Raw genomic sequence first — 25579 nt, 5'->3', positions numbered from 1 at the left:
AAAGCCGCCTTACCGGCGGCTTTTTATATCGCATTTTTGCTTTCAGCATCGCGTACAGTGTCTGAATGCTCCCAGCACTCTATGCTTTCATGGTGTTCGACGACATCCTTGTAAAAGACCGGGTCTTTTCCGGCTTTTCGTTGTCTCACATAGTCGTTCAAAGCGGCGAACGCTACCTTGGATAAGAGGAAAATCGCAATCAAGTTGACGATGACCATCAAGCCCATGAACAAGTCGGCCAGATCCCAGACAAGCTGAACCTTTGACACGGAGCCGAAGATGACCATGGCAAGCACGCTGATTCTGTAAACCATCAGCCATGCTTTATTCGTGTGCAGAAATTCGATATTCGTTTCCCCGTAGTAGTAATTGCCGATCAAGGTGCTGAATGAGAACAAAAACACCATGATGGCGAGAAAGCCGGACGCCCATGAGCCGATGTGGGTGCTGAGCGAGGCTTGCGTCAATTCGATACCGCTCAGTCCCGGCTGTTTGTAGGCATCGGAAAATAAAATGATAAACGCTGTACTTGAGCAAATCACCAATGTGCTTGTAAAGACCCCTAAAGCCTGGACAAGACCTTGTTTGACGGGGTGGCTCGTCGCAGCTGCGGCGGCCGCGTTCGGCGCGCTTCCCATCCCGGCTTCATTTGAGAAGAGTCCGCGCTTAATCCCGTTCATCAGCGCCGCGCCGACAGCTCCCCCGGCGGCCTGTTCGAGGCCGAACGCATGTCTTACAATCAGAGAGAGCACTTCCGGCAGTTTTGTCATGTTCATCAGCATCACGAAAACGGCAACACCGATATATAAAACGGCGAGAAAAACGACGATATATTCCGATAATTTGGCGATCCGTTTGATTCCGCCGAAGGTAATGATGCCGAATGCGATCGTAATGATGAGCCCCAATGTCAGCCGGTCCGTCCCGAATGAGTTTTCAAAAGCAACCGTTATCGTGTTTGACTGGACGGCGTTAAAGACGATGCCGAACGACAAGGTGATAAGCACGGCAAAAAGGGCGCCCATCCAGCGTTTTTTCAGCCCTTTTTCCATATAATAAGCAGGGCCTCCGCGGAAGCCGTTTTTGTCCCGCACTTTATAAATTTGTGCGAGTGTGCTTTCGACAAGGCTTGAAGCCGAACCGATAATGGCGATGACCCACATCCAAAAGATGGCGCCCGGTCCGCCCAAGGCGATCGCGATAGCAATCCCCGTAATATTACCCGTGCCGACTCTCGCGGCCATGCTGATGCAAAAAGCCTGAAACGGCGAGATCGCATGTTTGTCAGGCGCTTTTTCTCTTAAAACCCGGAACATTTCTTTCAGCAAACGAACTTGAAAGAACTTCGATTTGAACGTGAAAAATAGACCGGAAGAAAGGAGCATAATCATCAATAGTTTTGACCAGAGAAAATCATTTGTTATTCCGATGATGTCTTGAAGGAATTGCTGCATGCTTTCACCTCTTTTTTGATTGTGTTTTAGAAAATGCTAAGATCCCATTCCCGGGCGATATGTTTTAAAAGCATCCCGCCTGTCAGGCTGTTGCCGTACTCGTCAATGGCCGGTCCATAGATGCCGATTCCGCAGCCTTGCTGAAAAGGCTGCTTTCTTTTGAGACTGGCAGGGACCGCACACATGATGCCGCCGGAAACGCCGCTTTTGGCAGGGATGCCGACAAAGGCGGCAAATTTCCCGGATGCATTGTACATGCCGCATGTCAGCATTAACGCTTTTGTCAGCCTGGCGACATCCTTTGGAATGACCTGCTCTCTTCGGAAAGGGTGATATCCGTCGTTGGCAAGAATCATGCCGATCAGAGCGATGTCTTCTGTGGTTCCTTCCATGGCGCATTGTTTGAGGTAGACTTCAAGCGTCTGTTCGACATCGGCTTCCAAAAAGCCGGTTTCTTTTAAATAATGAGCTAAAGCTCTGTTCCGATGGGCGGTCTGCCATTCGGACCGAAAGACTTTCTCATTGATATTCGGGCGTTTTCCGACCATTTTGTCCATGAGCGCATAAAGCGCTTCTGTTTTTTCCCGAGCCGATTCACCGGGCAGAATCGAAGCGATCGTCAGGGCACCGGCGTTGATCATCGGATTAAACGGTTTTCCCGGTTTGTGCATTTCAAGGCGGATGATCGAATTAAACGCATCGCCTGTCGGTTCGACATCGACGCGGTCCAATACATAAGAAATCCCTCTCGTCACACAGGCGGCGATAAAGCTGATCACCTTTGAGATGCTTTGCAGTGTAAAGGGCACATTCCAATCCCCGGAGGTGATCTTCATTTGATCCGTGCCAATGAGGCAAATGCCGAGCTGATTTGAATCGATTGTTCCTAAAGCGGGGATATATTCGGCGGTGCGCCCGCTCGCGGAAAAAGGCCGGTAATATTCGGCCAGATTCTTCAGGCGGGATTGCCAGACATTGGCGTCATAACGTTCTTTCACGGCTTCATTCATCAAAATTCCTCCAATCTGACGTTTTGACAAAGCTTACGGCTTTCTAGAAAAATGCGAAGACTACGGCTGCGGCTTTTCAGGCATGGCGGCAGAACAGGCGTAAAAGCTAAAGGGGGGCCTGTACACTGTCGCAGCTTGCCTGATAAAAGGGGTTTGGATATAACACAAGGGAATGATGTGCGGAAAAAGTTAGCGTTTACAAATTGAGAAAATATAAATTCAATTTATAATAGAACCTACAACATCATACAAAAACCGACAAAGATATGATAAAAATAAGCCGATTGATTTAAAAATGAAATTGTTCATGGGTCAAATGGGTGTTGCGTACAAGTGTGATTGACGCCAAAATAAAGCATCACGGTTTTTAATGGAGGATCAGCATGATAGATGAAAAATGGAGGAATTTGATCGGAAAGGCCGGGCGGCTTATCAAAAAAGACGGCTATATTTTGATGTTGATGCTTTTAACGGTTCCTTTGGCGGGGGAATTGAAGTTTTATCCTCTGAATGAGACCTTTCGGATCAGTTTTGGCGTACCGACATTCTTCTTTTTTCTGCTGCTGTTAAGAAATGTGCCGGCAGTTCTTCCCGGTCTTTCAACAGGGGCGGCGGTTGTCGCCTTCCGGGTGATGATCGATGTTTTCGGCCGAAATCAGCTCGATTGGCAGTCGGCTTTTTATGACCATTATCCGACCTTTTTCTTTTACTTCACGTATGCCTTTCTGTTTGATTTGGCTAAGGTGAAGAGGTTTCAATATCAGCCGCTTTTGATTGGATTTCTCGGTTTTGCGATTGAAATCATTGCCGACGGAGCGGAGCTGGCTGTTCAATATGCGGCGTTTTCATCCACTGTCACACCGGGAAAAATACGCGATGTGATGGCGATTGCCTTTTCACACAGCTTCATCGTCCTGAGCTTTTTTAATGTCATGAAGCTGTATGAATCACAATCAAGGGAGAAGCAAATCCGCGAGCAAAATGAGCATATGCTGATGATCATTTCAAACTTATATGAAGAAACGATTCATTTGAAAAAAACGCTGAAGAATACAGAACAGATCACGAATGAGTCATATCAGCTGTACCGGATTCTCAATCAGCGCAGCCGGGAACATCCTTCAGAAAAGCCGCTCAGCCAGAAGGTTTTGCGGCTCGCCGGCGAAATCCACGAAGTCAAAAAGGATAATCAGCGTATTTTTGCCGGCCTTTCAAAACTCATTTCCAATGAGAGCTTCCGGGACTATATGGGAGCCGAAGACTTAGTCCGTCTTGTGATCGGAATCAACCGGAAGTACGCTGAATCCCTCGGCAAGGACATCGAGTTTCAATACACCGTCTCTGGAGAGCATCCGAAATATCATGTCTATACGATTTTATCAATGATCAATAATATTATGGCCAATGCGGTGGAAGCGATAGAGAAAAACGGCCGCATCCGCCTCAGCCTGTTTCGGAACGAAGAGGGGATGCTGGAATGCCGGATCGAAGACGATGGCCCCGGGATTCCCGAGAAGATCGGGGATGTGGTGTTTGAGCCTGGCTATACGTCAAAGTATGATGAGTTTGGCACCCCATCCACGGGGATCGGCCTTTCCTATGTGAAGGAAGCCGTCGAAGGGCTCGGAGGAGGGATTACGTTTTGCAACCATCGAAACGGTGTCGTGTTTGCGATCAGACTTCCCGTTCAACAATTGATTCAGAAAGGGTGAACCGCCTGATGCGTTTTTTTATCGCCGATGATGACCGCGCTGTGCGATCGATTTTAAAGCAGATCATTGAAGACGAAGATTTGGGGGAGGCAGCCGGAGAAGCGGAGGACGGCTGTGAATTGGAAGGGCATGTTTTAAATTTACAGCAGATTGATATTTTATTTGTCGATCTTTTGATGCCGATTCGCGATGGGATTGAGACGATCCGCCATTTGCACGGATCTTTTTCTGGGAAAATCATCATGATCTCCCAGGTGGAGTCAAAGGAAATGATCGGCGAGGCTTATTCCCTCGGGATCGAATATTATATTCAAAAACCGATTAACAAAATTGAAATCTTAAGTGTCATTCAAAAAGTGAAGGAACGGATTGAGCTTGAAAGGTCGATTCAGGATATCCAGTCCTCCATCAGCCGGCTGGTGGATACAAATGGGGGACGGAGGAACGCGATCCGGGAAAAAAGCATTCAAGAAACGGGCGAATTTCTCCTTTCTGAGCTTGGCATCGTCGGGGAAAGCGGATCGAAGGACTTGATCGCCATCCTTCAATATTTATTTGACGATGAACAGACATCATTATATGAAAAGAATTTTCCCCCGCTTAAAGACATTTTTATGAACATCGCAGAAGAAAAGCTTGGACCGTCCGCATCGCCCGTTGACATCAACCGGGAGGTCAAGGCGTCGGAACAGCGGATACGAAGGGCTGTCAGCCATTCGTTGAACCATTTTGCCTCACTCGGGTTAACAGACTTTTCAAATCCGAAGTTTGAAAGCTATGCTTCAAGATTTTTCGACTTTACGGTCATCAGCAAAAAAATGAAAGAGCTCCAGAAAGACTCTGCAGCCTCGATGACATCAGCCCGCGTCAACACGAAAAAGTTCATCCAGGTTTTCTTTTTGGAAGCCAAGCGCTTAAATGAGAGCGCCGGAAAAAGGGGTTAAAAAGAGCTTCCTCTACCTTTGAGGAAGCTCTTCTGCATAACCGGTTATCCAGCGTATTCTCTTTTCAGCAGTGAAAACATGTACACATCAATCAGTCTGCCTTTTGCTTTCTCGTACTCTCTTAACAGCCCTTCCTTTTGAAAGGATAGAGATTGCAGAAGTTTGATTGAAGGTGTGTTTTCGGGCTCCACCTTCGCTTCGATGCGGTTGAGGTTCATGCTTGTGAAGCCGTAGTCGACCAGCTTTTTAACCGCCTCTGAAGCAAAGCCTTTTCCCCAATGATTTCTTCCTAAGTCATAGCCGATTTCAGCCCTGCCGTTTTCTTGGTCGATCATATTAAAGCCGCATGTCCCGATGACTGCATTCGTTTCTTTTACAATGATGGAAAAGCGGTTTGCCTGTCCTTCAAGGCTTAGATCATTGATCATTTGAATCATGTCACGCGCTTGTGAAACGCTTGTGAAAGGCGTGATGTTCATATGTTTTGTAACTTCCGGATCTGACCAGTATTCACAGAGGATATCCGCGTCTTCCAATTCCATTTTTCTCAAAGTCAATCTGTCTGTATAAAGCGTTTCCATGGTCTGGGCCTCCTAGTGCAATTTTGTTTGTTTGATTATTGAGAACCTGATTGATAAATTCCTTTCTCTTCTAAAATGGAAAGTGCAATCTCGGCGGCAGAGCTTCCGGCAGCCAGCTTTCCATCTTGAATATGAACAGAAAAGAAAAAGGTATGATCGACAGTTTCTACATATCCGATAAACCAACCATGATGCTCCCCGTTGATCACTAATGTTCCGGTTTTGCCAGATAAAACACTGCCATTGGATTCTTCTAAGCGGATGGAATCTTTCACAGTTTGAATACTAGATTGTTTAAAATCAAATTCATTATAATAAAACTTTTTCAACATATTGACCTGTTCAAAAGGGGAAATTTTAAGAGAGCCATCCATCCAATAATGAGCTGGATCCGAAAACTCCTCATTTCCATAATGTATGGATTTGAGATAATCACGTACACGCGCTTCCCCAATTTGTTGATCAAGTTTTTGAAAATACCATGTGGCGGAGCTGCTCATCGCTGAAAATAAATCATGGTCTTGATTCCATTCTTGATACGGATACCGGATTCCGTCCCATGCCATTTCAGAATCGTTCTTCGTAATTATCCCGGATTCAAGCGCAAGCAGTGCGCTAAACACCTTGTAAGTTGAAGCGGGTGCGAATCTAGTGGTGCTTTCTTTCTTATTATATATTGTATACTTTTTCCTGTCAGAATCAAACAATACAAAACTCCCTGAAAATTTATCAAAAAAAGTACTGTAATCTTTGTAGTCTACATTGGTATTAGAGAAAGAGTATGTTTCTTTGTGCATGGCCAATATGGATACAGAAGGAATACCGGCTAAAATGACTGCAGCAACAATGGCGAACACCAGGGCGCTTTTCACTTTTAGCAAAGGGGATTCCGCCTGGAATTTGGTGATTGTCACAATACGTCTTTTGACGTGTTTGTATGAGCTGCTGAATTCAGAAGCGGCTAACAAAGGTGATGTTCTTTGCTTAAGTGAAGCGAATTTTAAAATAACCTCACCATATTTGAGATGTAATGTTTGATCAATCTTTTTTAATACTGCGAAGTCGCAAGAAATCTCCATCTCTGTTTTGATTTCCCTTGATAAATACCACACAAGAGGATTAAACCAATACACAATTGTAGACAGGCAAAGAAAATAGTTTATGAGCATATCTTTCCGTTTACAATGGTACAACTCATGAAGCAAAACACATTTCATTTCGTCAGCAGAAAACATTGAAATATCTTTTGGTAAAATAATGTATGGACGGATGACTCCAAATGTAATCGGGGATTTGATCAATGGAGAATATCCTAAAATCACTTTTCGACGACAAGCGATTTCCTCTTTGCATGTATCAAAAAGGGTTAACAGCTCTTTGTTTTTCACAATTTGCAGGCTCTTTTTTAGTTTGCCGATTCTTAGATTGCTATAAACAGCAGTCATGAGCATAAGCGCTATGCCTAATATCCAAACAGCGAAAAAGGCGGAATCTATCATTTTAAAAGACGATTGTTCAAACGACATGGCAAAGTCTTGCACCCAATTTGCGTTTGGACCAATTGCTTCTGCCATCTTACCTGCAGAATCGCGATGAGATAATCCTGAATGTGTTCCTCCTAAGTTTACGATCCAGCCAAAAAAATCATTTGTTTTTGGAAAATGAAAGGGGATAAAAGGAGCGATCAATGCCAAAAGAGAAATCACACTGATATGATATTGGGTGCTTACAGTGATTTGAATCTTCAAGGTTCTTTTAATGAGTATGATGATAGAAAAAATCACGGACAATAGAATATTGCTCAGCAAAAAGAGAATAAAGAAAGAGTCGCTCATCTCATTCCTTCTTCCTGTTCTTATGTTCTTCTAATATTTGATATAACTCATTAATTTCTTCTCCTGACAGCTGATCATTCTCCAAAAAGTTTAATACCATCGAATGAAGCGCGCCATTGTAAAACCGGTTTAAAAAACGATGGCTCTTCACTTCTATATAATCGCTTTCGTCAATATTTGGTGTATAAACAAATACCCGTCCTTCTTTATGATGGTTTAATGCACCTTTTTTGATGAGGCGCAACAGCATGGTTTGGATTGTTTTAGGGCTCCATTTACTCGTTTTCGATAGCTCTTTAATCACTTCATTGGTATTGATAGAAGAATGTTTCCAGATGACTTTCATCACTTCTAATTCCGCATCAGAGATTTGAGGTATATTTTTCATTTTCAATCATCCTATACTTACAATTGTAATACTCTCATTATATGGTTGCCATTTTAAGAAGTCAATCAAGTGCATATTGACCACAACCTCACAAAAGCATTTGAAAAAACCTCTGCTGTTCTTCATGTACCTGTCTTCCATTTTAAAGGCGAGCACGTTCATAAAAAACTGTTGCAATTAAAACTTACATGTGTAATACTTTCAAAGACTACATTTGTAAGATTTGATCTTTCATCATCAAAATTCGAAGTTGAACACGCTCCAATTGAAAAGAAGGGGGGATATCGAGATAGCACGAGGTTGTAGAAGCTGGTGTTGAAAAGTAAGCAGAAATGGGGCTTCAACGGATAAATGTATGTCAACTGTTGCTTGAAATGCTGAACTGCACGAGTGGTTTCTATAAATAAGATATTCATACAAAGGAGACGGTTTTGATGAAATTATGGAAAACAATTTTCAGTAATTTAAAATTGGAAAAAGTTGCACCCTTGCTGCTTGTCTCATGTGCAGCCCTTGTCGGATGCAATGACAATAACTTGGATGCCTCACAATCTGACCAAAAAAAGGAAAAGACGGAGATTAAGGCTGATTTTGCAAAACTTGAGGATCAATTTGATGCAAAACTCGGTGTCTATGCAGTAGATACGGGTACAAATCAAACCGTAACGTATCGGCCGGATGAGCGTTTTGCTTTTGCATCAACTATTAAGGCTTTAACCGTAGGCGTGCTTTTACAACAAAAATCAATAGAAGATCTGAACCAGAGAATAACATATACGCGTGATGATCTTGTCAACTATAATCCTATTACGGAAAAGCATGTTGATACAGGAATGACGCTTAAAGAGCTTTCAGATGCCTCACTTCGATATAGTGACAATACCGCACAGAACCTGATTCTCAAACAAATTGGCGGACCTGACAGCCTAAAAAAGGCGCTGAGGGAGATTGGTGATGATGTTACAAACCCTGAACGATACGAACCGGAGTTAAATGAAGTAAATCCGGGTGAGACCCATGATACCAGTACGGCAAAAGCGCTTGCCAAAAGTCTTCAAGCTTTTGCTCTTGAAGATACACTTCCAAAAGAAAAACGAGAGCTTTTAATCGATTGGATGAAACGAAATACCACCGGGGATGCATTAATTCGCGCCGGAGTGCCGGAAGGTTGGGAAGTGGCTGATAAAACCGGATCGGCATCATATGGAACTCGGAATGACATTGCAATCATTTGGCCCCCAAAAGGAGACCCGATCGTTCTTGCCATCCTTTCCAGTCGCGATCAAAAGGATGCGAAGTATGACGATAAGCTTATTGCGGAGGCGGCAAAGGAGGTAATCAAAGCCTTTAACGCGACTTCAAAGTAGACACCTTACATAAAGCTCATATCATTGTTTTCACAATGGTGTGAGCTTTTTCCGTATTGGGTAAACAACACATCTTTTCAGAATAGCTGAATACATCGATCGGTTGCTTCTTCATATGTTTTGTTTTCTCTCTTTAAAGAAAATGTGAAGAAAAACAGGAGAATCGGTCTGCGGGAAATGACCGGGTTTTTGTCGAAATCATAGGCTGATCGATTGATTTTAGACAAAATTCGACACAGGTCTTGGCAGTGTGACTCGAAGATCCATGTATCGCCTGTCTTCATTCATTAACAATACTTTACGGCTTGTTAACAAACACTCCCTATAATAGAACCCGATCAATCATTTGTATAGAGAGGGGTAATACGAATGACACATGAAGGGCCGATGGAGGAATGGATAAAGAAGCTGAATGAAGAAAGTCTGAAGGACAATACGTTTGACCGCCGCCGTTTTATTCAGGGAGCCGGAAAGATTGCGGGCCTTTCACTCGGGCTTGCGATCGCGCAGTCCATGGGGGCAATGGAAGTCAATGCGGCGCCGACATTTTCCGAGTATCCTTTCACGCTTGGTGTTGCGTCTGGAGACCCGCTGTCAGACAGCGTCGTGTTATGGACAAGATTGGCGCCTGATCCGCTGAACGGAGGCGGCATGCCGAATGAAGCCGTGTCTGTGAAATGGGAGGTTGCCAAAGATGAACGCTTCCGCCATATCGTAAAAAAAGGGAAGGAAAAGGCAACACCTCATCTGGCCCATTCCGTGCACGCCGAAGTGACCGGGCTGGAGCCCAACCAAGTCTACTATTACCGCTTTAAATGCGGCAGCCAGCTGAGCCCTGTCGGAAAAACAAAAACACTCCCGGCGCCGGGGGCTGACGTCTCAAAGCTGACATTCGCTTTCGCATCATGCCAGCAGTATGAACACGGCTACTATACCGCCTATCATCACATGGCAAAAGAAAAGCTCGATCTCGTCTTTCATCTCGGCGACTATATTTATGAGTACGGTCCGAATGAGTATCTATCAAAAACAGGCAATGTCAGAACACACAGCGGTCCGGAAATCATCTCGCTTACCGATTACCGCAACCGCTATGCCCAATACCGTTCAGATGCCAATCTGAGAGCCGCTCACGCCGCATTTCCATGGGTCGTGACATGGGATGACCATGAAGTGGAAAACAACTACGCGAATACGATTCCGGAAAAAGGCCAGTCTGTTGAAGCGTTTATCAAGCGCCGCGCTGCCGCATATCAAGCGTATTACGAGCATATGCCGCTCCGCCGCAAATCGTTGCCGAACGGCCCTGATATGCAGCTGTACCGGAATTTTTCCTACGGCAACCTGGCCGAGATCAATGTTCTCGATACCCGTCAATATCGCGATGACCAGGCGAACGGCGATGGAAACAAACCGCCTTCTGATGAATCAAATGATCCGAAACGGACGCTTCTCGGTACAGAGCAGGAGGCGTGGCTGTTTGACAATCTGAGCCGTTCCGAGGCGCACTGGAACATTTTAGCGCAGCAAATTTTCTTTGCGAAATGGAATTTTGGGACTCCGTCGGCACCGATTTACAGCATGGATTCATGGGACGGATATCCCGCTCAGCGGAAACGAATCATCGACTTTATCAAAGCTCGGGACCTGAATAACATCGTTGTTTTGACCGGTGATGTCCATGCAAGCTGGGCGAACAACCTGCTCGTCGATTTTGACGATCCGAAATCAGCCATCTTTGGAGCGGAATTCGTCGGCACATCGATCACATCGGGAGGAAACGGCGCAGATAAAAGGGCGGATACGGATAAAATTTTATCAAACAACCCTCATATTCAATTTTTCAATGATTACCGCGGCTATGTGCGCTGTACGGTCACACCTGAGGAATGGCGGGCCGACTACAGGGTTGTACCATTTGTATCAGAACCGGGTGCAGCCATTTCGACAAGGGCGTCATATGTTTACCATAAAGATCATACCGGATTAAAACGCACGGCTTCCAATGTCGTTCCGGGAGGCGTGAAAAAATCGAATGAAGTCGAAGAAGACCGCTTTACTGCACATACAAGAGCCCATCAAAAGCAAATGAAGCATCAGCAGAAAAAAGTAACCCAGTAACATAAGAAAGGATGACAAAAGATGCTGTCTAATATCGGTATTCCGGGACTGATTTTAGTGCTCGTGATTGCGCTGATCATATTCGGACCTTCGAAGCTTCCCGAGATCGGCAGGGCATTCGGCAAAACGCTGACCGAATTCAAAAGCGCGACGAAATCGCTGGTTGGATCTGATGAAACTGAACCCGTCCGCGATTCTGAAGCAAACAAGAAACGGGATCAATCGGCAGGATGAATCAGGCGGGCGGGTGATCCCGCCCGTTTCTTTTTTGACAGATACGTAAGATGAAGCGGGAGGCATCCAAAGATGAAAAGCAGGGAAACACATTTGATTGCCCATCTCGAAGAGCTGCGGCAGCGGATCATTAAAACGCTGCTCGCGTTTATTCTGTTTCTCATTACAGGCTTTATGTTTGTTCAGGATATTTATGAATGGCTGGTCCGCGACCTTGACGCCAAGCTTGCCGTCTTGGGGCCGGGAGATATTTTATGGGTATATATGATGATTGCCGGGGTTTTGGCGATTGCGGCGACAATTCCAGTGGCCGCTTTCCAAACATGGCGCTTTGTTGCGCCGGCGCTTACCGAACATGAACGGAGGGTGGCTTTATTTTATATCCCCGGGCTGTTTATCTTTTTTATACTGGGAATCTTGTTCGGCTATTTCGTGCTGTTTCCGCTCGTTCTTCAGTTTTTAATCAGTCTGTCCGCCGGCCATTTCCAAACGATGTTTACGGCGGAGCACTATTTTCGTTTTATGATGAACCTGACCGTGCCGTTCGGCTTTTTATTCGAAATGCCCCTCATCGTCATGTTTTTAACGAGTTTGGGAATCTTAAATCCGACGCGGCTGGCCAAAATGAGAAAGGTGTCGTATTTTGCGCTGATCGTGGTCTCGGTCTTGATCACCCCGCCTGATTTTATTTCAGATGTCTTGGTGATCGTGCCGCTGCTTGTTTTGTATGAATTAAGCGTTTCGTTGTCCGCATTGATTTACAAAAAAAGAATAACGGCTGAAACCGGGATGGAAGCCCAAGGCTGAAGGACATGATGCTCTTCAGTCTTTTTTTATTTCAAAAAATCAGAAAATAAAGATATTGACAATTTGTTTATTTGTCTTACAATTATACAAAAAGATAAATGAAGAGGGGAGTGAATCGATGAGATGCTGTTTTCTTTTGAATGACAGCGCTTTCTTGATGGTTGAAAATTGAGTGACAGGGGGTTGCGGTAATGAGTCAAATACGAAAAGCGCCGGAAGGGATACTGGGTTTTCCTGTAGCACCTTTCAATCGGCAGGGAAACCTTGAGGAAGAAGCGCTGTTTCAAAACATCCAGTTTTTGCTTGATGAAGGGCTTGAGGCGATTTTTATCGCTTGCGGTTCGGGAGAATTCCAATCCCTCAGCGGGAAGGAATACGAACAGATGGTCGAAATCGCTGTTTCGGCGGCAGGCGGGAAGGTACCGGTTTACACCGGGGTCGGAGGGAATTTAAGCACCGCTTTGGAATGGGCGCAAATCTCTGAGGAGAAAGGGGCCGATGGCTATCTGATCCTGCCGCCATACTTGATTCGCGGCGAACAAGAAGGTTTGTATCAGTATACGAAGACGATCATTGAGAGCACGGGCTTAAATGCAATTGTTTATCAACGCGATAATGCCGTGCTGACGCTGGAACAGATACAGCGGTTGACCAATTTGAAGCAGCTTGTCGGTCTTAAAGACGGTATCGGAGATATGGCTTTGAATATCAGTTTGGCCTATACGGTGGGAGACCAACTGGGATTGCTTAACGGCATGCCGATGGCTGAAGTGACGATGCCGGCATACGCGCCGATCGGCTTTACATCCTATTCTTCCGCGATTTCCAACTATATTCCCCACATTTCAAGGATGTTTTACGAGGCCTTGTTAAACAGGGAAGACCAGCTTGTGAAGGAGATTTATGAACATGTCATCATGCCGATCAATGAGATCCGCAAACAGCGAAATGGCTATGCCGTCTCTTTGATTAAAGCCGGCATGGAGATCATGGGGCTTCATGTAAAAAACACGGCGAGACCGCCGATCGTCCCGGTTGAGAAGGAGCATTACAGGGAGCTTGAAAACGTGTTGGAAAACGCATTGGCGCGCTATCCGAAAAAAACCGCTGCCTTAAAAACAAAGGAGGTATGAAGATGTCTGTGACAACAGAAAACGAAACGTACTTTAACTTTATCAACGGCCGCTGGGTGAAGACTGAAGCAAATGATTTACTACAAAGCGTAAATCCCGCTGATACAGAAGATGTCATCGGATTTGTGCAAAAATCTTCACAAGAAGATGTGGACCGGGCGGTCGAGGCGGCGAAGCAGGCGCAAGCCGCATGGAGAAAGCTGTCCGGTGCAGAGCGCGGACAGTACTTATACACAACGGCTGATATCATGGAGCAGCGCCTTGATGAAATTGCTGAATGTGCGACAAGGGAAATGGGAAAGACGCTTCCTGAAGCAAAAGGAGAAACGGCCCGGGGGATCGCGATTCTCAGATATTACGCCGGGGAAGGGATGAGAAAAACAGGGGATGTCATTCCGTCGACAGACCGGCGTGCTTTCATGTATACAGACAGGGTTCCGCTCGGCGTCGTCGGTGTGATCTCCCCGTGGAATTTTCCGGTGGCGATTCCGATTTGGAAAATGGCGCCTGCGCTCATCTATGGAAATACAGTCGTCATCAAGCCGGCGACGGAAACGGCGGTCACTTGCCTTAAAATCATCTCATGTTTTGAAGAAGCCGGCATTCCAAAAGGAGTCGTCAATGCGGTGACAGGGCCGGGGTCTGTAGCCGGAATGCGCCTCGCCGGGCATCCCGATGTAAACGGTATTACATTTACAGGCTCCAATCAAACGGGAAAAATCATCGGCCGGACGGCTTTTGAACGCGGGGCGAAGTACCAGCTTGAAATGGGCGGGAAGAACCCGGTGATTATAGCGAATGACGCCGAGCTTGACCTCGCGGTTGACGCCGTGATCAGCGGCGCGTTTCGTTCAACAGGGCAAAAATGTACGGCAACAAGCCGCGTCATTGTATTAAGCGATATTTATAACCGCTTTAAAGAGAAGCTGCTTCAGCAAACAAAAGAGATCACGATCGGCGACGGTTTGAGAGAGGATGTCTGGATGGGACCGCTCGCCAGCAAACAGCAGCTTGACAACTGCCTGTCCTATATTGAAAAGGGAAAACAGGAGGGGGCGGACCTCATTTTTGGCGGAGAGAGGCTGACCGCAGGAAAATATGAAAAAGGCTACTACATTCGTCCCGCCATTTTTGAGCGGGTCACAACAGACATGACCATCGCCCGGGAGGAAATTTTCGGCCCTGTCATCGCCTTAATCAAGGCCGATACGTTGGAGGAAGCGCTGGAGATGGCCAATGATACGACATTTGGTTTGAGCGCCGCCATTTTTACGCAAAACATCGGCCATATGATGCCGTTCATTCATGAAATTGAAGCCGGGCTCATCCGTGTCAACGCAGAAAGCGCAGGTGTCGAACTTCAGGCGCCATTCGGCGGTGTCAAACAATCCAGTTCACATTCGCGGGAACAAGGTGAGGCCGCAAAAGAGTTTTTCACATCTGTCAAAACCGTTTTTATCAAACCGCCGTCCTGATCTTGCCGGAAAGAGGCTCCCTCTTTCCGAGAGGCTCCGAAATCGATACTCCTTCAATAACAAATGAATAAAGGAGAAGATGCTATGAAGAAAAATCGTGCTGCCTTGTCCGACACCGCTGGGAAAAAAAGCTCTGTCCGCTGGTTGATCGTGTTTATGCTGTTTTTCGTCACATCCATTAACTATGCCGACCGCGCGACGCTGTCGATCGCCGGTGATTCTGTTCAGCATGAGCTTGGATTGAGTTCGGTTGCGATGGGATATGTTTTTTCCGCGTTTGGCTGGGCTTATGTGATCGGACAAATTCCCGGAGGCTGGCTGCTCGACCGCTTTGGGTCGAAAATCGTCATTGCCGCCAGCATCTTCTTTTGGTCATTATTTACTTTTTTGCAGGGAACGCTCGGATTTTTTGCCGCCGGCACGGCGATCATCCTCTTATTTGCGCTCCGTTTTCTCGTCGGTTTGTCAGAAGCGCCGTCATTTCCGGGAAACAGCAGGGTGGTGGCCGCCTGGTTTCCCAGCGCTGAACGCGGAACGGCGTCGGCGATCTTTAATTCGGCGCAATATTTCGCCCTGGTGATCTTCTCGCCCTTAATGGGGTGGCTCACGCATTCTTTCAGCTGGCATACGGTCTTCGTTGTCATGGGCATTTTAGGCATGCTGATGTCTTTTGTCTGGCTGAAAACCGTTTATGATCCTAAACAACATCCGAAAATCAATGAAGCGGAATTGGCCTACATTGAAAAAGGCGGCGGGCTTGTTTCAATGGATGAGGGCAAACATGCGAAACGAAAGGAAAGGGAATCGCAGTGGCCATATATGAAGCAGCTTTTAAAGAGCAGAATGCTGATTGGGGTTTATATCGCCCAATACTGTATCACAACCTTGACGTATTTCTTTTTGACATGGTTTCCGGTCTATTTGGTGCAGGCCCGCGGCATGTCGATTCTTGAAGCCGGATTCGTCGCTTCACTGCCTGCAATATGCGGGTTTCTGGGCGGCTTGTTAGGCGGATTTGTCTCCGATTTTCTTTTGAAAAAAGGCTTTTCTTTAACGGTTGCAAGAAAAACGCCGATCATCCTCGGCATGCTCATGTCATGCACCATGATCATTTGCAATTATGCTGAATCGGCCTGGCTAGTCGTCTTGATCATGTCGCTCGCTTTCTTTGGAAAAGGCTTCGGCGCATTGGGCTGGGCCGTTGTTTCCGATACTTCTCCGAAAGAATGCGCGGGACTGAGCGGCGGCATCTTCAACACCTTCGGCAATATCGCGTCCATCACAACCCCCATTATCATCGGCTATATTGTCAGTGCGACAGGTTCATTTAACGGAGCGCTTGTATTCGTCGGCGCCAACGCGATTGCCGCCGTACTGAGCTACCTTTTTCTCGTAGGACCGATCAAGCGCGTGAAACTTGTGAAAGAAGAAACAGAAGCGGATACGTCATTGTCCATTTAAAATGTAAGCGCTTTTATAAAAAGGAGGATCATTCGAGATGACTTCACACATCAGCGAGCAGGTGAAAGAGGAGAAAACAGCAAACACCCCGGCTATTATCGATATGAAAGTCATTCCTGTGGCGGGACATGACAGCATGCTTTTGAATTTAAGCGGGGCCCACGGGCCGTTTTTCACACGGAACATCGTCATCTTAAAAGATTCGTCGGGCGCCGCAGGCGTTGGCGAGGTCCCTGGCGGCGAACGGATACGGCACACTTTGGAGCAGGCAAAGCCGCTTGTCATCGGCCGATCAATCGGCACATTTCACTCCATTTTGCAGTCGGTCAAACGCCGGTTTGCAGATCAGGATGCGGGCGGCCGCGGGATGCAGACCTTTGACCAGCGCACGACCATTCACGCTGTGACGGCATTGGAAGCGGCTCTCCTGGATTTGTTGGGAAAGTTTCTCGGCGTTCCTGTGGCGGCGCTGTTGGGGGAGGGGCAGCAGCGGGTTAAGGTGAAGATGCTCGGCTATTTGTTTTACATCGGCGACCGGAAGCGGACGACATTGCCGTATATCAGTGAACAAGACGCGGAAGATGAATGGTTCCGGCTGCGGCGGGAAGAGGCGCTTATCCCCGAAGCGATTGTCCGCCTGGCTGAAGCAGCCCATGAGCGCTATGGTTTTCACGATTTTAAATTAAAAGGCGGCGTCTTGGAAGGACAGGACGAAATCGAGGCGGTCACCGCTTTGGCGAAACGGTTTCCTGATGCGCGAATCACCCTTGATCCGAATGGCGCCTGGTCATTGGCCGAGGCGATTGAGCTTTGCAAAGACAAGCGCGATGTGCTGGCATATGCGGAAGACCCTTGTGGAGCGGAAGCGGGATACTCAGCACGGGAAATCATGGCCGAATTCCGTCGCGCGACAGGCGTGCCGACGGCGACCAATATGATCGCGGCAGACTGGAGGCAAATGGGCCACGCGATACAATTGCACGCTGTGGACATTCCGCTGGCAGATCCGCATTTTTGGACGATGCAAGGCTCTGTCCGCGTTGCTCAAATGTGCCATGAATGGGGATTGACATGGGGTTCCCACTCAAACAATCATTTCGACATCTCACTGGCGATGTTCACCCATGTGGCAGCCGCCGCCCCGGGCCGGATAACAGCGATCGACACGCACTGGATTTGGCAGGATGGGCAGCGTCTGACGAAACAGCCATTTTCGATTGCTGACGGATATGTTCACGTGCCTGATCGGCCGGGGCTCGGCATTGAGATTGATATGGAGCAGGTCGAAAAGGCGCATGCGCTGTATGAGAAAATGAATTTGGGCGCAAGAGATGACGCCAGCGCGATGCAGTTTTTAATTGAAAATTGGCGCTTTGACCCTAAGCGCCCGTGCCTTGTCCGTTAAAACGTTTCCAATCGCTCTAAAGCGGCCCCAAAGACGACATTGCCATATGCTGTATTTTGTCTTACAATATGAACAACTGAAAGGGGGCCCACAGTCGTGGAAGAAGAGATGGAAACATTACAGGTAGAGTCAGTCAATCGCAAAACATTGGCAAAGCAGGTTGTGGAAAGGATCGTCCATTTATTATCGAGCGGCCAGATGAGGCCGGGGGGCAAACTCCCGACAGAAATCGAACTCATGGAGAAATTGAATGTCAGCAGACCGGTTCTCCGGGAAGCTTTAATATCACTTGAAACGCTTGGGATTATCAAAAGAAAAACGCGTGAAGGCACGTATTTTAACGATAAAATCGGCATCCAGCCGTTTTCGGTCATGCTGGCTTTGGCGGTGGATAATTTGCCGGCGATTATCGAAGCGCGGATGGCGCTTGAACTCGGACTCGTTACGATCGCTGCGGAGAAGATCAACGACAGTCAGCTGGAAAAACTCAAGGAAACGATTGATATCATCGCAAACAGCACCGATAATGACTACGGCGAAGCGGATAAAGAATTCCACCGGATCATCGCGTTAAGCGCGAATAACCCGGTATTGGAGGGAATGATTCAATCACTCCTAATCACACATGCCAAAATAGACAGCCAGATCCCATACAGAGAAAGGGACCGGACTGTCGAATTTCATACGAATATTTTAAAGGCCCTTGAACAAAGGGACCCTAATCAAGCCTACCATCATATGTATGAGCATTTGAAATTTGTGCGCGATAAAATTTTGAACGGACTAAATGACGAAAACACCGTTCATTAACCAAAAAGAATATTGTCTCATTTGACAGCGCTTTCTTGGGAGGACAGTGTGGCGTATTGCTGTCCCTCCCCAATGGTACATGATCAAAATGGGGAGTTGATCCTATGGATGCACATGTAAACGATAATGAAACCCCGCTATACATTAAGGTGAATGAAAATGACAATACAGCGATGATCGTCAATACAGGAGGCCTTACAAAAGGAACGGTTTTTCCTTGCGGGCTCAAACTGCAAGAGCGTATTCCTCAGGGACATAAAGTCGCTTTGGAAGAGATCAACAAAGGCGGCGCGATCGTCCGCTATGGCGAAGTGATCGGCTATGCCGCCAAGCCTATTCAAAAAGGCGGCTGGATTTCCGAATCGCACATTACACTGCCGAAAGCGCCGCCGCTTGATGAGCTTCCCATTGCAAACAAAATACCAAAGCCAATGCCGCCTCTTGAAGGGTATACATTTGAAGGATATCGAAACGAAGACGGAAGCGTCGGCACGAGAAACGTTCTCGGCATCATGACAAGCGTGCAATGTGTCACAGGCGTTCTTGCACATGCGGTGAAACGGATTAAAGAAGAACTCCTTCCCAAGTATCCAAACGTCGACGGGGTGGCGGCGCTGGATCATCAATACGGATGCGGAGTGGCCATTCATGCGCCCGAAGCGGAGATTCCGATCCGTACGATTCAAAATATCACCAGGCACCCCAATTTTGGCGGTGAAGCGATGGTGGTCGGACTGGGCTGCGAAAAACTGCTTCCGACGAGGATAGCGCCTGAAGGGAACGGGAGAAGCATCTTGTCATTGCAGGAGCACCAAGGGTTTTCCAACATGATTCAATCGATCATGGAGATGGCTGAAGAGCGGCTGAAAAAGCTGAATGAGCGAAAACGGGTGACATGCCCGGTCTCGGATTTGGTCATCGGTTTGCAGTGCGGAGGCAGCGACGCTTTCTCAGGGGTTACCGCCAATCCGGCCGCCGGGTATGCGGCAGATTTACTGGTGCGCGCAGGAGCCGCTGTGTTGTTTTCTGAAGTCACAGAAGTTCGCGATGCCGTTCATTTATTGACACCGCGCGCCGCCAATGAAGAAGTCGGGCGCGCCTTGATTCGGGAGATGGACTGGTATGACCGCTACCTGGCAAGAGGCAAAGCTGACCGGAGCGCCAACCCGTCCCCCGGAAACAAAAAAGGCGGGCTGGCAAACGTGGTCGAAAAATCGCTCGGGTCGATCGCCAAGTCGGGAACAAGCCCGATCAATGCCGTATTGGCCCCAGGAGAAAAAGCGGAGCAGAAAGGCCTCATTTTTGCCGCGACACCGGCAAGCGATTTTATATGCGGCACCTTGCAATTGGCGTCAGGGATGCATCTGCAGGTCTTCACCACCGGCAGGGGCACACCGTACGGCCTGGAGATGGCCCCGGTCATCAAAGTGGCAACCCGGCAATCGTTGTCAGAAGATTGGCGCGATTTGATCGACATCAACGCCGGAAGAATCGCAACCGGTCAAGCCTCTATCGAGGAAGTCGGCTGGGAAATCTTCCACACGATTTTGGATGTCGCAAGCGGCAGAAAAACATGGGCTGAACATTGGGGACTCTCCAACGACTTGTGCTTGTTCAACCCGGCGCCTGTGACTTGATCCGAGTTAGCAGGAAAGGCAGGTTGATATCGGTCAAAAGATCCGGAGATTCAAGAGGCTTTAACTAGAAATATAAATAAATTTATAAAAAACACACGTTTTTCAATTACAATGAGTGTAATTGCACGTGTGTTTTTATTTTTAAAAAGGATGATGAGAGATGCAGCGTATATTGCTTGTTGAAGACGACCATTCAATCAGTGAAATGGTCAATCATTATTTAACAAAAGAAGGATTTCAGGTCGTACTTGCTTTTGACGGAGAAGAGGGCATCCGCTTGTTTCAGCAGGACAATTATGATGTGATCCTGCTCGACATCATGCTTCCTAAGCTGAACGGGATGGATTTTCTGAAAATGATCCGTGAACAGAGCAAAGTCCCGGTTTTAATGATTTCTGCAAAAGACGGGGATGTGGATAAAGCGCTTGGGCTGGGCTTTGGTGCGGATGATTATATCGCCAAACCGTTTTCGATGATCGAACTGACCGCAAGAATAAAAGCCGCCATTCGGCGGGCAACGCAATATTCCGTCAGTGAGCACACAAATCAAAATATAGTATATGTTCACGAGCTTACGATTGATATAGAAAATGTATCCGTACAAAAAAATGGTGAACCGCTTCAGCTGACATCGACGGAATGGAACATGCTGACTTTGTTTGTGACAAACCCTAAAAAAGTATTTACAAAAGAACAAATCTATCGTTCGGTTTGGAATGAGGATTATTTTGGCGATCAAAATATTATTAACGTCCATATGAGGCGCCTGAGAGAAAAGATAGAGGATGACCCTTCCTCCCCGCAATATATTAAAACGCTTTGGGGCATCGGATATAAATTAGGAGAGTTTTAGCATGACGATGTTATGGATTGGCATTCTTATGATGTTGGCATTTCTCAATATCGTTCAATATAAAATGAAAAAGCATCGGGATCGAAACTTGGAATACATCACGGAAAAGCTCAGTGTGATGCTAAATAAGCATGCGGCTGATCAAATTTTATTAGGAACGGATGACAAAATACTGCGGGCTCTGCTCGTGCATATTAACCAGTTTGTTGAGGAGCATCAGCACATAACAGCCCGTTTTGCAAAAACGGAGCAGTCAATGAAACGAATGCTGACCAATATGTCCCATGATCTGAAAACTCCGCTGACCGTCGTGCTCGGATATATCGAAGCGATCCAAAACGATTCGGACATGGCGGAAGAAGAGCGTGAAAGGCTGCTGGAAAAGCTTTCTCAAAAAACAGGTGAAATTATTCGGCTGATGAATTCTTTCTTTGACTTGGCCAAGCTAGAATCAGAAGATAAGCAAATACTGCTCACTAAAATACATATCAACGAAATATGCAGAAAAAACATTCTTCAACACTATGATGCTGTTCAGGCAAAAGGTTTTAAAGCAGTCATCGATATCCCGGATACCCCGGTTTATGTACATGGAAATGAAGAAGCGCTTGACCGGATTCTGCAAAACCTTTTGTCAAATGCAATTCAATATGGTGCGGACGGAAATCTGATCGGATTGTCCCTTACATATGATGAAACGCGGATTGTCATTACCGTCTGGGATCGTGGAAAGGGGATCAATGAGCCTGATCAGCAGCGGGTATTTGAAAGACTTTACACTCTCGAGGAATCAAGAAATAAAGCGTTCCAAGGAAGCGGACTCGGCTTAACAATTACAAAAAGACTTATTGAGAAAATGGGAGGGGAAATCTCGCTCCAAAGCAAGCCGTATGAACGGACAGCGTTTTCCATCACGTTAAAACGAATGACCTATTAACAAACGTAAGAATTTCTTAAGAAACAAGAAATAAAAAAGACAGTGTCCATCGCTACAATAGACACATGAGCAGAGACAGGAAAGGAGAAACAAAGTTGACTTACATCGTACAAACAAGCGGGCTCACCAAAACATTCGAAGGTCAAGAAGTTGTTTCAAATGTAAGCATGCATATACGAAAAGGAGAAATATACGGTTTTCTCGGCCCAAACGGAGCCGGGAAAACGACCATCATGAAGATGCTGACGAGCCTTGTAAAACCGACAAGCGGCGAAATCAATATCCTTGGGCATAAGCAGACAAATCGATCATACGAGATTCTCGGCAAAATAGGCAGCATGATCGAATATCCGATTTTTTATGAAAATCTGACAGCTATAGAAAATTTAAATCTGCATTGTGAGTATATGGGGTATCACAATAAAACCAAGATTCAAGAAGTGCTAGACATGGTGAACTTAAAAAATATTGACAGCAAACCCGTCAAAACATTTTCGCTTGGGATGAAACAACGTCTTGGAATAGCGCGAGCCATTCTCACTAAACCCGACTTGCTCATCCTAGATGAGCCGATCAATGGCCTTGATCCTGTCGGAATTAAAGAAATCAGAAATTTATTTCATGTGCTGAGCAAAGAGTATGGCATGACATTGCTGATCTCAAGCCACATCCTGAGCGAGATAGAGCAAATTGCCGATACAATCGGAGTCATTCGGGACGGCAGGCTTATTGAAGAAGTGTCTATGGAAAGCGTAAGGGGCCAGAACACAGAGTACATTGAACTCGTGACGCCGAATCAATTGCAGGCTTGCTTTGTGCTTGAACATGAGCTTCAGATTGCTAATTTTAAAATACTAAATGATAAAACGATCCGAATTTATGATGCCGAAGCTTCTCAAACAGCCATTTCTAAAGCGCTGGTTTTGAATGATGTAGAAATTGAAGCGATGAATAAAAAGTATACATCACTTGAAGAATACTTTGTTAGCTCAATCAACGACAATACGATTACCACGTAAAGGGGGAGAACACCTTGTTGAACTTGATAAAATTAGAGATGAAAAAAACAAGATTGGCGTGGTATTACAAAGGTGCAGTAATCGCAAATCTATGTATTCTCGGTTTTATGTGCCTGATCGGATCAGAGGAGAAAAACCTTCCGCAAGCAGAAATGTCGATGGCAGATACAGCTTCAACACTGTTGGTTTTGGGAGCTTTTGTGAGATCAGTATTTATTGTTTTTGCAAGCGTGCTGATTGCAAAACTCATTATCGGCGAGTACAAAAACAGAACGATCACGGTCATGTTTACATACCCAGTCAGCCGCAAAAAGCTGATGGCCGCCAAACTTCTACTAATAGGAGGACTTACGTTTTTTACAATTGTTGTATCGGAAATGATGATTGCAGTTGCCTTTTCATATCTTAATGAATCTTTTTCATTCAGCTCGGCTAAGCTGACCCTGCACGAAATAGGGAACGAGGTCGCCAATATTCTCATCTATGCGGTTGCCTCCGCGGGATTGAGCTTTATCCCCTTATACTTTGGAATGCGCAAAAAATCAGTTCCTGCAACTATTGTGGCATCATGCATCTTGATTACGCTGACTAGTCAGCAAAGTCCTGGATTTTCACTCGCATCGATTATTTATATTCCTCTTACATTGGCGGTAATAGGGGTTTTTATTGCCTATTGGTCTGTTCGAAAAATTGATCGCGAAGATGTCTTATGAGACCGGCGATTTGACTACTAATGAAGCTAGGGTTAGTTCGCCATTTATAGAAAACAACAAGGAAATCGGGTGAACATGGTGAGTTTTGAAATTCGCGGCATCTCTTTTTGCGTCATTCAAGTCGATGGAAAGGATGAACAGGTCAACTGATAGGCATGAATCCGATATTGTTCGGGGCTCATGCCTTTTTTAATCCGCTTATGATCCATGTATTATGCTTGACATGTTCAATGTTTTGAATTTCTCAAAATAAAGAAATTCTGATTTTACTTCGTTTTTTTGGGTGTGACGATACGGATTCATTTGGCATTGCCAGCCTTTGATCCGAGAAATCATGAGCTCATTTTCATCTGTCAGCCCGTTCACATAAAATCTCGAACCGATGGTATGGCTTAAAAAGAAACTTTAAATGAAAATTTGCAGAATTGAGAAATGGAAAGTGTATGTCCAAAAGAATCCCTCCGCTAAATAATCGGTCCAGCCATCTTCGCCTCACCCTTTTAAATTGTTTCCATAATTCCTCTACTGTCTCCGTGTATCAAACATACAGCCTGTTTTGCAGCAAATCTGATGAACATCTCAATCAAGACTAATTGAAGCGAAACTTCGTGTCATTCATTTCGTATACATATTAAGCGAAGAGTGCTTGGGATTGAAAATACATCAAATATTCACTTTTAAGTAAGGAACTGCTCAGTGGAAATGTTTATCGTCAGATGAGACTTTTGTATGATTTGTTCGGCTTGAAGAACAAACCAAAGACCTTTCTTATTCCCCGTCACAATCACCATTTAGCCTATTTCCTAGATGAATCATCCTCTTATTGACAGAGTGTTCGGGACGTTTTTCCTATTCATCTAATTTATTCCATGTTGTAACATAAGAAAGGATCGTTTTCAAGTGGGTCAATCGCATCAAAACGAAATATTTGAATGTCAGTTTACCATAAAGACCCTTGGAGGTTTTCAAAAATGAAAAAAATCATGATGATGTGTTTTGCTATAATACTAGCTTTTACAGGGGGATGCAGTATGAGCGACAGCCAAAAGAACGGCAATCAAGAAGAAGCCGTCAAACCGAAAGACATGGACCCGAAAGACCTGCCGCAAGTTCCGGCGTTTCAAGACGAGAAAACAAGAGAATACATGGCATCAACGAAGGAAATGGAGCCTGGATATTATCTGCTTGAGTCTAAGTTGAAGGGGTTTACGATGTTGTTTCCGGAGGATGGGGAATATGACGACAATTTATCGTCACTCGGAAAGGATGAGGAGATAATATCTTTCTATAGCTATAATAAAAAAACAAACGTTGCTCTTAATGCATCTGTAGAGTATTATCGCAATCAATCTTTCATAAACAATCCAAATGAAATGTTAGAGCAAGTTAAAGAGGAAAATGGATATAAAGGGGATTTTGAAAAGATTGAGAAAAGTGATAAGGATGTTTATTTTGCATTCATGAAAACTGTTCATGATGATATAGATAAAAAAAATAATGAGACATTTTCTTATATTGGTTATCTAAAGTCTAAAAAACAGGATTATGTTGGTATTCAATTTACGTTTGATTTCACTTGTCTTAAAAGTTCAAAATCTTGTTCTCTAAATGTTGATGCTGCTAAAAAGAAAGCTAAGAAATTAGTTAATTCCATCACATTTTTAACTATGAAGGAGAAATAGG

Annotated in this window: 22 protein-coding genes; 17 read left to right on the top strand and 5 right to left on the bottom strand. The window is 45.6% G+C overall.

Features of this window, described 5'->3' with window-relative positions:
- Positions 1–23: 23 nt before the first annotated feature.
- Entirely contained in the window at positions 24–1454 is a 1431-nt protein-coding gene (locus M654_RS22385) for an alanine/glycine:cation symporter family protein (protein ID WP_026585714.1), read from the bottom strand.
- Positions 1455–1480: 26 nt separating this feature from the next.
- Entirely contained in the window at positions 1481–2464 is a 984-nt protein-coding gene (locus M654_RS22380; RefSeq protein ID WP_026585715.1) for a glutaminase, read from the bottom strand.
- A gap of 383 nt (positions 2465–2847) precedes the next feature.
- On the opposite strand from M654_RS22380, the gene M654_RS22375 reads away from it, so the two are divergent.
- Both M654_RS22375 and M654_RS22370 read left to right on the top strand, forming a co-directional pair.
- The gene (locus M654_RS22375; protein ID WP_026585716.1) at positions 2848–4176 is read left to right on the top strand and encodes an ATP-binding protein; all 1329 of its coding nucleotides are present in this window, start codon (positions 2848–2850) and stop codon (positions 4174–4176) included.
- Between the two features lie 8 nt (positions 4177–4184).
- A complete protein-coding gene (locus M654_RS22370; protein WP_026585717.1) occupies positions 4185–5120 on the top strand; it encodes a response regulator in 936 nt (311 codons plus the stop codon).
- A 44-nt stretch (positions 5121–5164) separates the two neighbouring features.
- Here the strand turns inward: M654_RS22370 and M654_RS22365 are convergent, their stop codons facing one another.
- The 3 genes from M654_RS22365 to M654_RS22355 are packed head-to-tail and all read right to left on the bottom strand — an operon-like array spanning position 5165 to position 7924.
- Positions 5165–5701, bottom strand: a complete 537-nt coding sequence (locus M654_RS22365) for a GNAT family N-acetyltransferase (RefSeq protein ID WP_026585718.1) — start codon at positions 5699–5701, stop codon at positions 5165–5167.
- A gap of 35 nt (positions 5702–5736) precedes the next feature.
- On the bottom strand, positions 5737–7536 hold the full coding sequence (locus M654_RS22360; protein ID WP_026585719.1) for a BlaR1 family beta-lactam sensor/signal transducer: 1800 nt from the start codon (positions 7534–7536) through the stop codon (positions 5737–5739).
- A 1-nt stretch (position 7537) separates the two neighbouring features.
- On the bottom strand, positions 7538–7924 hold the full coding sequence (locus tag M654_RS22355) for a BlaI/MecI/CopY family transcriptional regulator (protein WP_026585720.1): 387 nt from the start codon (positions 7922–7924) through the stop codon (positions 7538–7540).
- 434 nt (positions 7925–8358) lie between these two features.
- Here M654_RS22355 and bla point away from each other — a divergent pair, with 434 nt between their 5' ends.
- The 15 genes from bla to M654_RS22280 all read left to right on the top strand — a co-directional run bounded on the left by bla (position 8359) and on the right by M654_RS22280 (position 25578).
- Entirely contained in the window at positions 8359–9291 is a 933-nt protein-coding gene (gene bla, locus M654_RS22350) for a class A beta-lactamase (RefSeq protein WP_026585721.1), read from the top strand.
- A 369-nt stretch (positions 9292–9660) separates the two neighbouring features.
- Positions 9661–11412 carry an alkaline phosphatase D family protein gene (locus M654_RS22345; protein ID WP_026585722.1) on the top strand — a complete coding sequence of 584 codons (1752 nt, stop codon included), beginning with the start codon at positions 9661–9663 and terminating at the stop codon, positions 11410–11412.
- Positions 11413–11433: 21 nt separating this feature from the next.
- Positions 11434–11646, top strand: coding sequence for a twin-arginine translocase TatA/TatE family subunit (locus M654_RS22340; RefSeq protein WP_026585723.1), 213 nt, complete (start codon positions 11434–11436; stop codon positions 11644–11646).
- 72 nt (positions 11647–11718) lie between these two features.
- The gene (tatC, locus tag M654_RS22335) at positions 11719–12453 is read left to right on the top strand and encodes a twin-arginine translocase subunit TatC (protein WP_026585724.1); all 735 of its coding nucleotides are present in this window, start codon (positions 11719–11721) and stop codon (positions 12451–12453) included.
- Between the two features lie 191 nt (positions 12454–12644).
- Positions 12645–13586 (top strand): 5-dehydro-4-deoxyglucarate dehydratase, encoded by a 942-nt coding sequence (gene kdgD / locus M654_RS22330; RefSeq protein WP_026585725.1) that lies wholly within the window; start codon positions 12645–12647, stop codon positions 13584–13586.
- A gap of 2 nt (positions 13587–13588) precedes the next feature.
- Positions 13589–15061, top strand: coding sequence for an alpha-ketoglutaric semialdehyde dehydrogenase GucD (gene gucD, locus M654_RS22325; RefSeq protein ID WP_026585726.1), 1473 nt, complete (start codon positions 13589–13591; stop codon positions 15059–15061).
- Between the two features lie 84 nt (positions 15062–15145).
- Positions 15146–16522, top strand: a complete 1377-nt coding sequence (locus M654_RS22320; RefSeq protein ID WP_026585727.1) for an MFS transporter — start codon at positions 15146–15148, stop codon at positions 16520–16522.
- 37 nt (positions 16523–16559) lie between these two features.
- Entirely contained in the window at positions 16560–17927 is a 1368-nt protein-coding gene (gudD, locus tag M654_RS22315; RefSeq protein ID WP_026585728.1) for a glucarate dehydratase, read from the top strand.
- A 108-nt stretch (positions 17928–18035) separates the two neighbouring features.
- On the top strand, positions 18036–18737 hold the full coding sequence (locus M654_RS22310) for a FadR/GntR family transcriptional regulator (RefSeq protein WP_442858868.1): 702 nt from the start codon (positions 18036–18038) through the stop codon (positions 18735–18737).
- A 104-nt stretch (positions 18738–18841) separates the two neighbouring features.
- Complete coding sequence (gene garD, locus M654_RS22305; RefSeq protein WP_026585730.1) at positions 18842–20374, top strand: galactarate dehydratase; 1533 nt, start codon at positions 18842–18844, stop codon at positions 20372–20374.
- Positions 20375–20546: 172 nt separating this feature from the next.
- The gene (locus M654_RS22300; protein ID WP_152520952.1) at positions 20547–21227 is read left to right on the top strand and encodes a response regulator transcription factor; all 681 of its coding nucleotides are present in this window, start codon (positions 20547–20549) and stop codon (positions 21225–21227) included.
- 1 nt (position 21228) lies between these two features.
- Positions 21229–22164, top strand: a complete 936-nt coding sequence (locus M654_RS22295) for a HAMP domain-containing histidine kinase (RefSeq protein ID WP_026585732.1) — start codon at positions 21229–21231, stop codon at positions 22162–22164.
- Positions 22165–22259: 95 nt separating this feature from the next.
- Positions 22260–23183 (top strand): ABC transporter ATP-binding protein, encoded by a 924-nt coding sequence (locus M654_RS22290; protein WP_026585733.1) that lies wholly within the window; start codon positions 22260–22262, stop codon positions 23181–23183.
- 17 nt (positions 23184–23200) lie between these two features.
- A complete protein-coding gene (locus M654_RS22285) occupies positions 23201–23896 on the top strand; it encodes an ABC transporter permease (RefSeq protein ID WP_236251174.1) in 696 nt (231 codons plus the stop codon).
- Between the two features lie 971 nt (positions 23897–24867).
- Positions 24868–25578 (top strand): hypothetical protein, encoded by a 711-nt coding sequence (locus tag M654_RS22280; RefSeq protein WP_026585735.1) that lies wholly within the window; start codon positions 24868–24870, stop codon positions 25576–25578.
- The last annotated feature ends 1 nt before the right edge of the window (position 25579 follow it).

It is taken from the genome of Bacillus sp. NSP9.1 (assembly GCF_000465465.2).
In the GTDB taxonomy this organism is placed as follows: Bacteria; Bacillota; Bacilli; order Bacillales; family Bacillaceae; genus Bacillus; species Bacillus sonorensis_A.
This window is presented reverse-complemented; position numbering and strand designations above follow the sequence as displayed.

Bases quoted from the DNA above. Each gene is read 5' to 3' on its own strand.
- M654_RS22385 (WP_026585714.1), bottom strand. From the start codon at position 1,454: ATGCAGCAATTCCTTCAAGACATCATCGGAATAACAAATGATTTTCTC.
- M654_RS22380 (WP_026585715.1), bottom strand. From the start codon at position 2,464: ATGAATGAAGCCGTGAAAGAACGTTATGACGCCAATGTCTGGCAATCC.
- M654_RS22375 (WP_026585716.1), top strand. From the start codon at position 2,848: ATGATAGATGAAAAATGGAGGAATTTGATCGGAAAGGCCGGGCGGCTT.
- M654_RS22370 (WP_026585717.1), top strand. From the start codon at position 4,185: ATGCGTTTTTTTATCGCCGATGATGACCGCGCTGTGCGATCGATTTTA.
- M654_RS22365 (WP_026585718.1), bottom strand. From the start codon at position 5,701: ATGGAAACGCTTTATACAGACAGATTGACTTTGAGAAAAATGGAATTG.
- M654_RS22360 (WP_026585719.1), bottom strand. From the start codon at position 7,536: ATGAGCGACTCTTTCTTTATTCTCTTTTTGCTGAGCAATATTCTATTG.
- M654_RS22355 (WP_026585720.1), bottom strand. From the start codon at position 7,924: ATGAAAAATATACCTCAAATCTCTGATGCGGAATTAGAAGTGATGAAA.
- bla (WP_026585721.1), top strand. From the start codon at position 8,359: ATGAAATTATGGAAAACAATTTTCAGTAATTTAAAATTGGAAAAAGTT.
- M654_RS22345 (WP_026585722.1), top strand. From the start codon at position 9,661: ATGACACATGAAGGGCCGATGGAGGAATGGATAAAGAAGCTGAATGAA.
- M654_RS22340 (WP_026585723.1), top strand. From the start codon at position 11,434: ATGCTGTCTAATATCGGTATTCCGGGACTGATTTTAGTGCTCGTGATT.
- tatC (WP_026585724.1), top strand. From the start codon at position 11,719: ATGAAAAGCAGGGAAACACATTTGATTGCCCATCTCGAAGAGCTGCGG.
- kdgD (WP_026585725.1), top strand. From the start codon at position 12,645: ATGAGTCAAATACGAAAAGCGCCGGAAGGGATACTGGGTTTTCCTGTA.
- gucD (WP_026585726.1), top strand. From the start codon at position 13,589: ATGTCTGTGACAACAGAAAACGAAACGTACTTTAACTTTATCAACGGC.
- M654_RS22320 (WP_026585727.1), top strand. From the start codon at position 15,146: ATGAAGAAAAATCGTGCTGCCTTGTCCGACACCGCTGGGAAAAAAAGC.
- gudD (WP_026585728.1), top strand. From the start codon at position 16,560: ATGACTTCACACATCAGCGAGCAGGTGAAAGAGGAGAAAACAGCAAAC.
- M654_RS22310 (WP_442858868.1), top strand. From the start codon at position 18,036: ATGGAAACATTACAGGTAGAGTCAGTCAATCGCAAAACATTGGCAAAG.
- garD (WP_026585730.1), top strand. From the start codon at position 18,842: ATGGATGCACATGTAAACGATAATGAAACCCCGCTATACATTAAGGTG.
- M654_RS22295 (WP_026585732.1), top strand. From the start codon at position 21,229: ATGACGATGTTATGGATTGGCATTCTTATGATGTTGGCATTTCTCAAT.
- M654_RS22280 (WP_026585735.1), top strand. From the start codon at position 24,868: ATGAAAAAAATCATGATGATGTGTTTTGCTATAATACTAGCTTTTACA.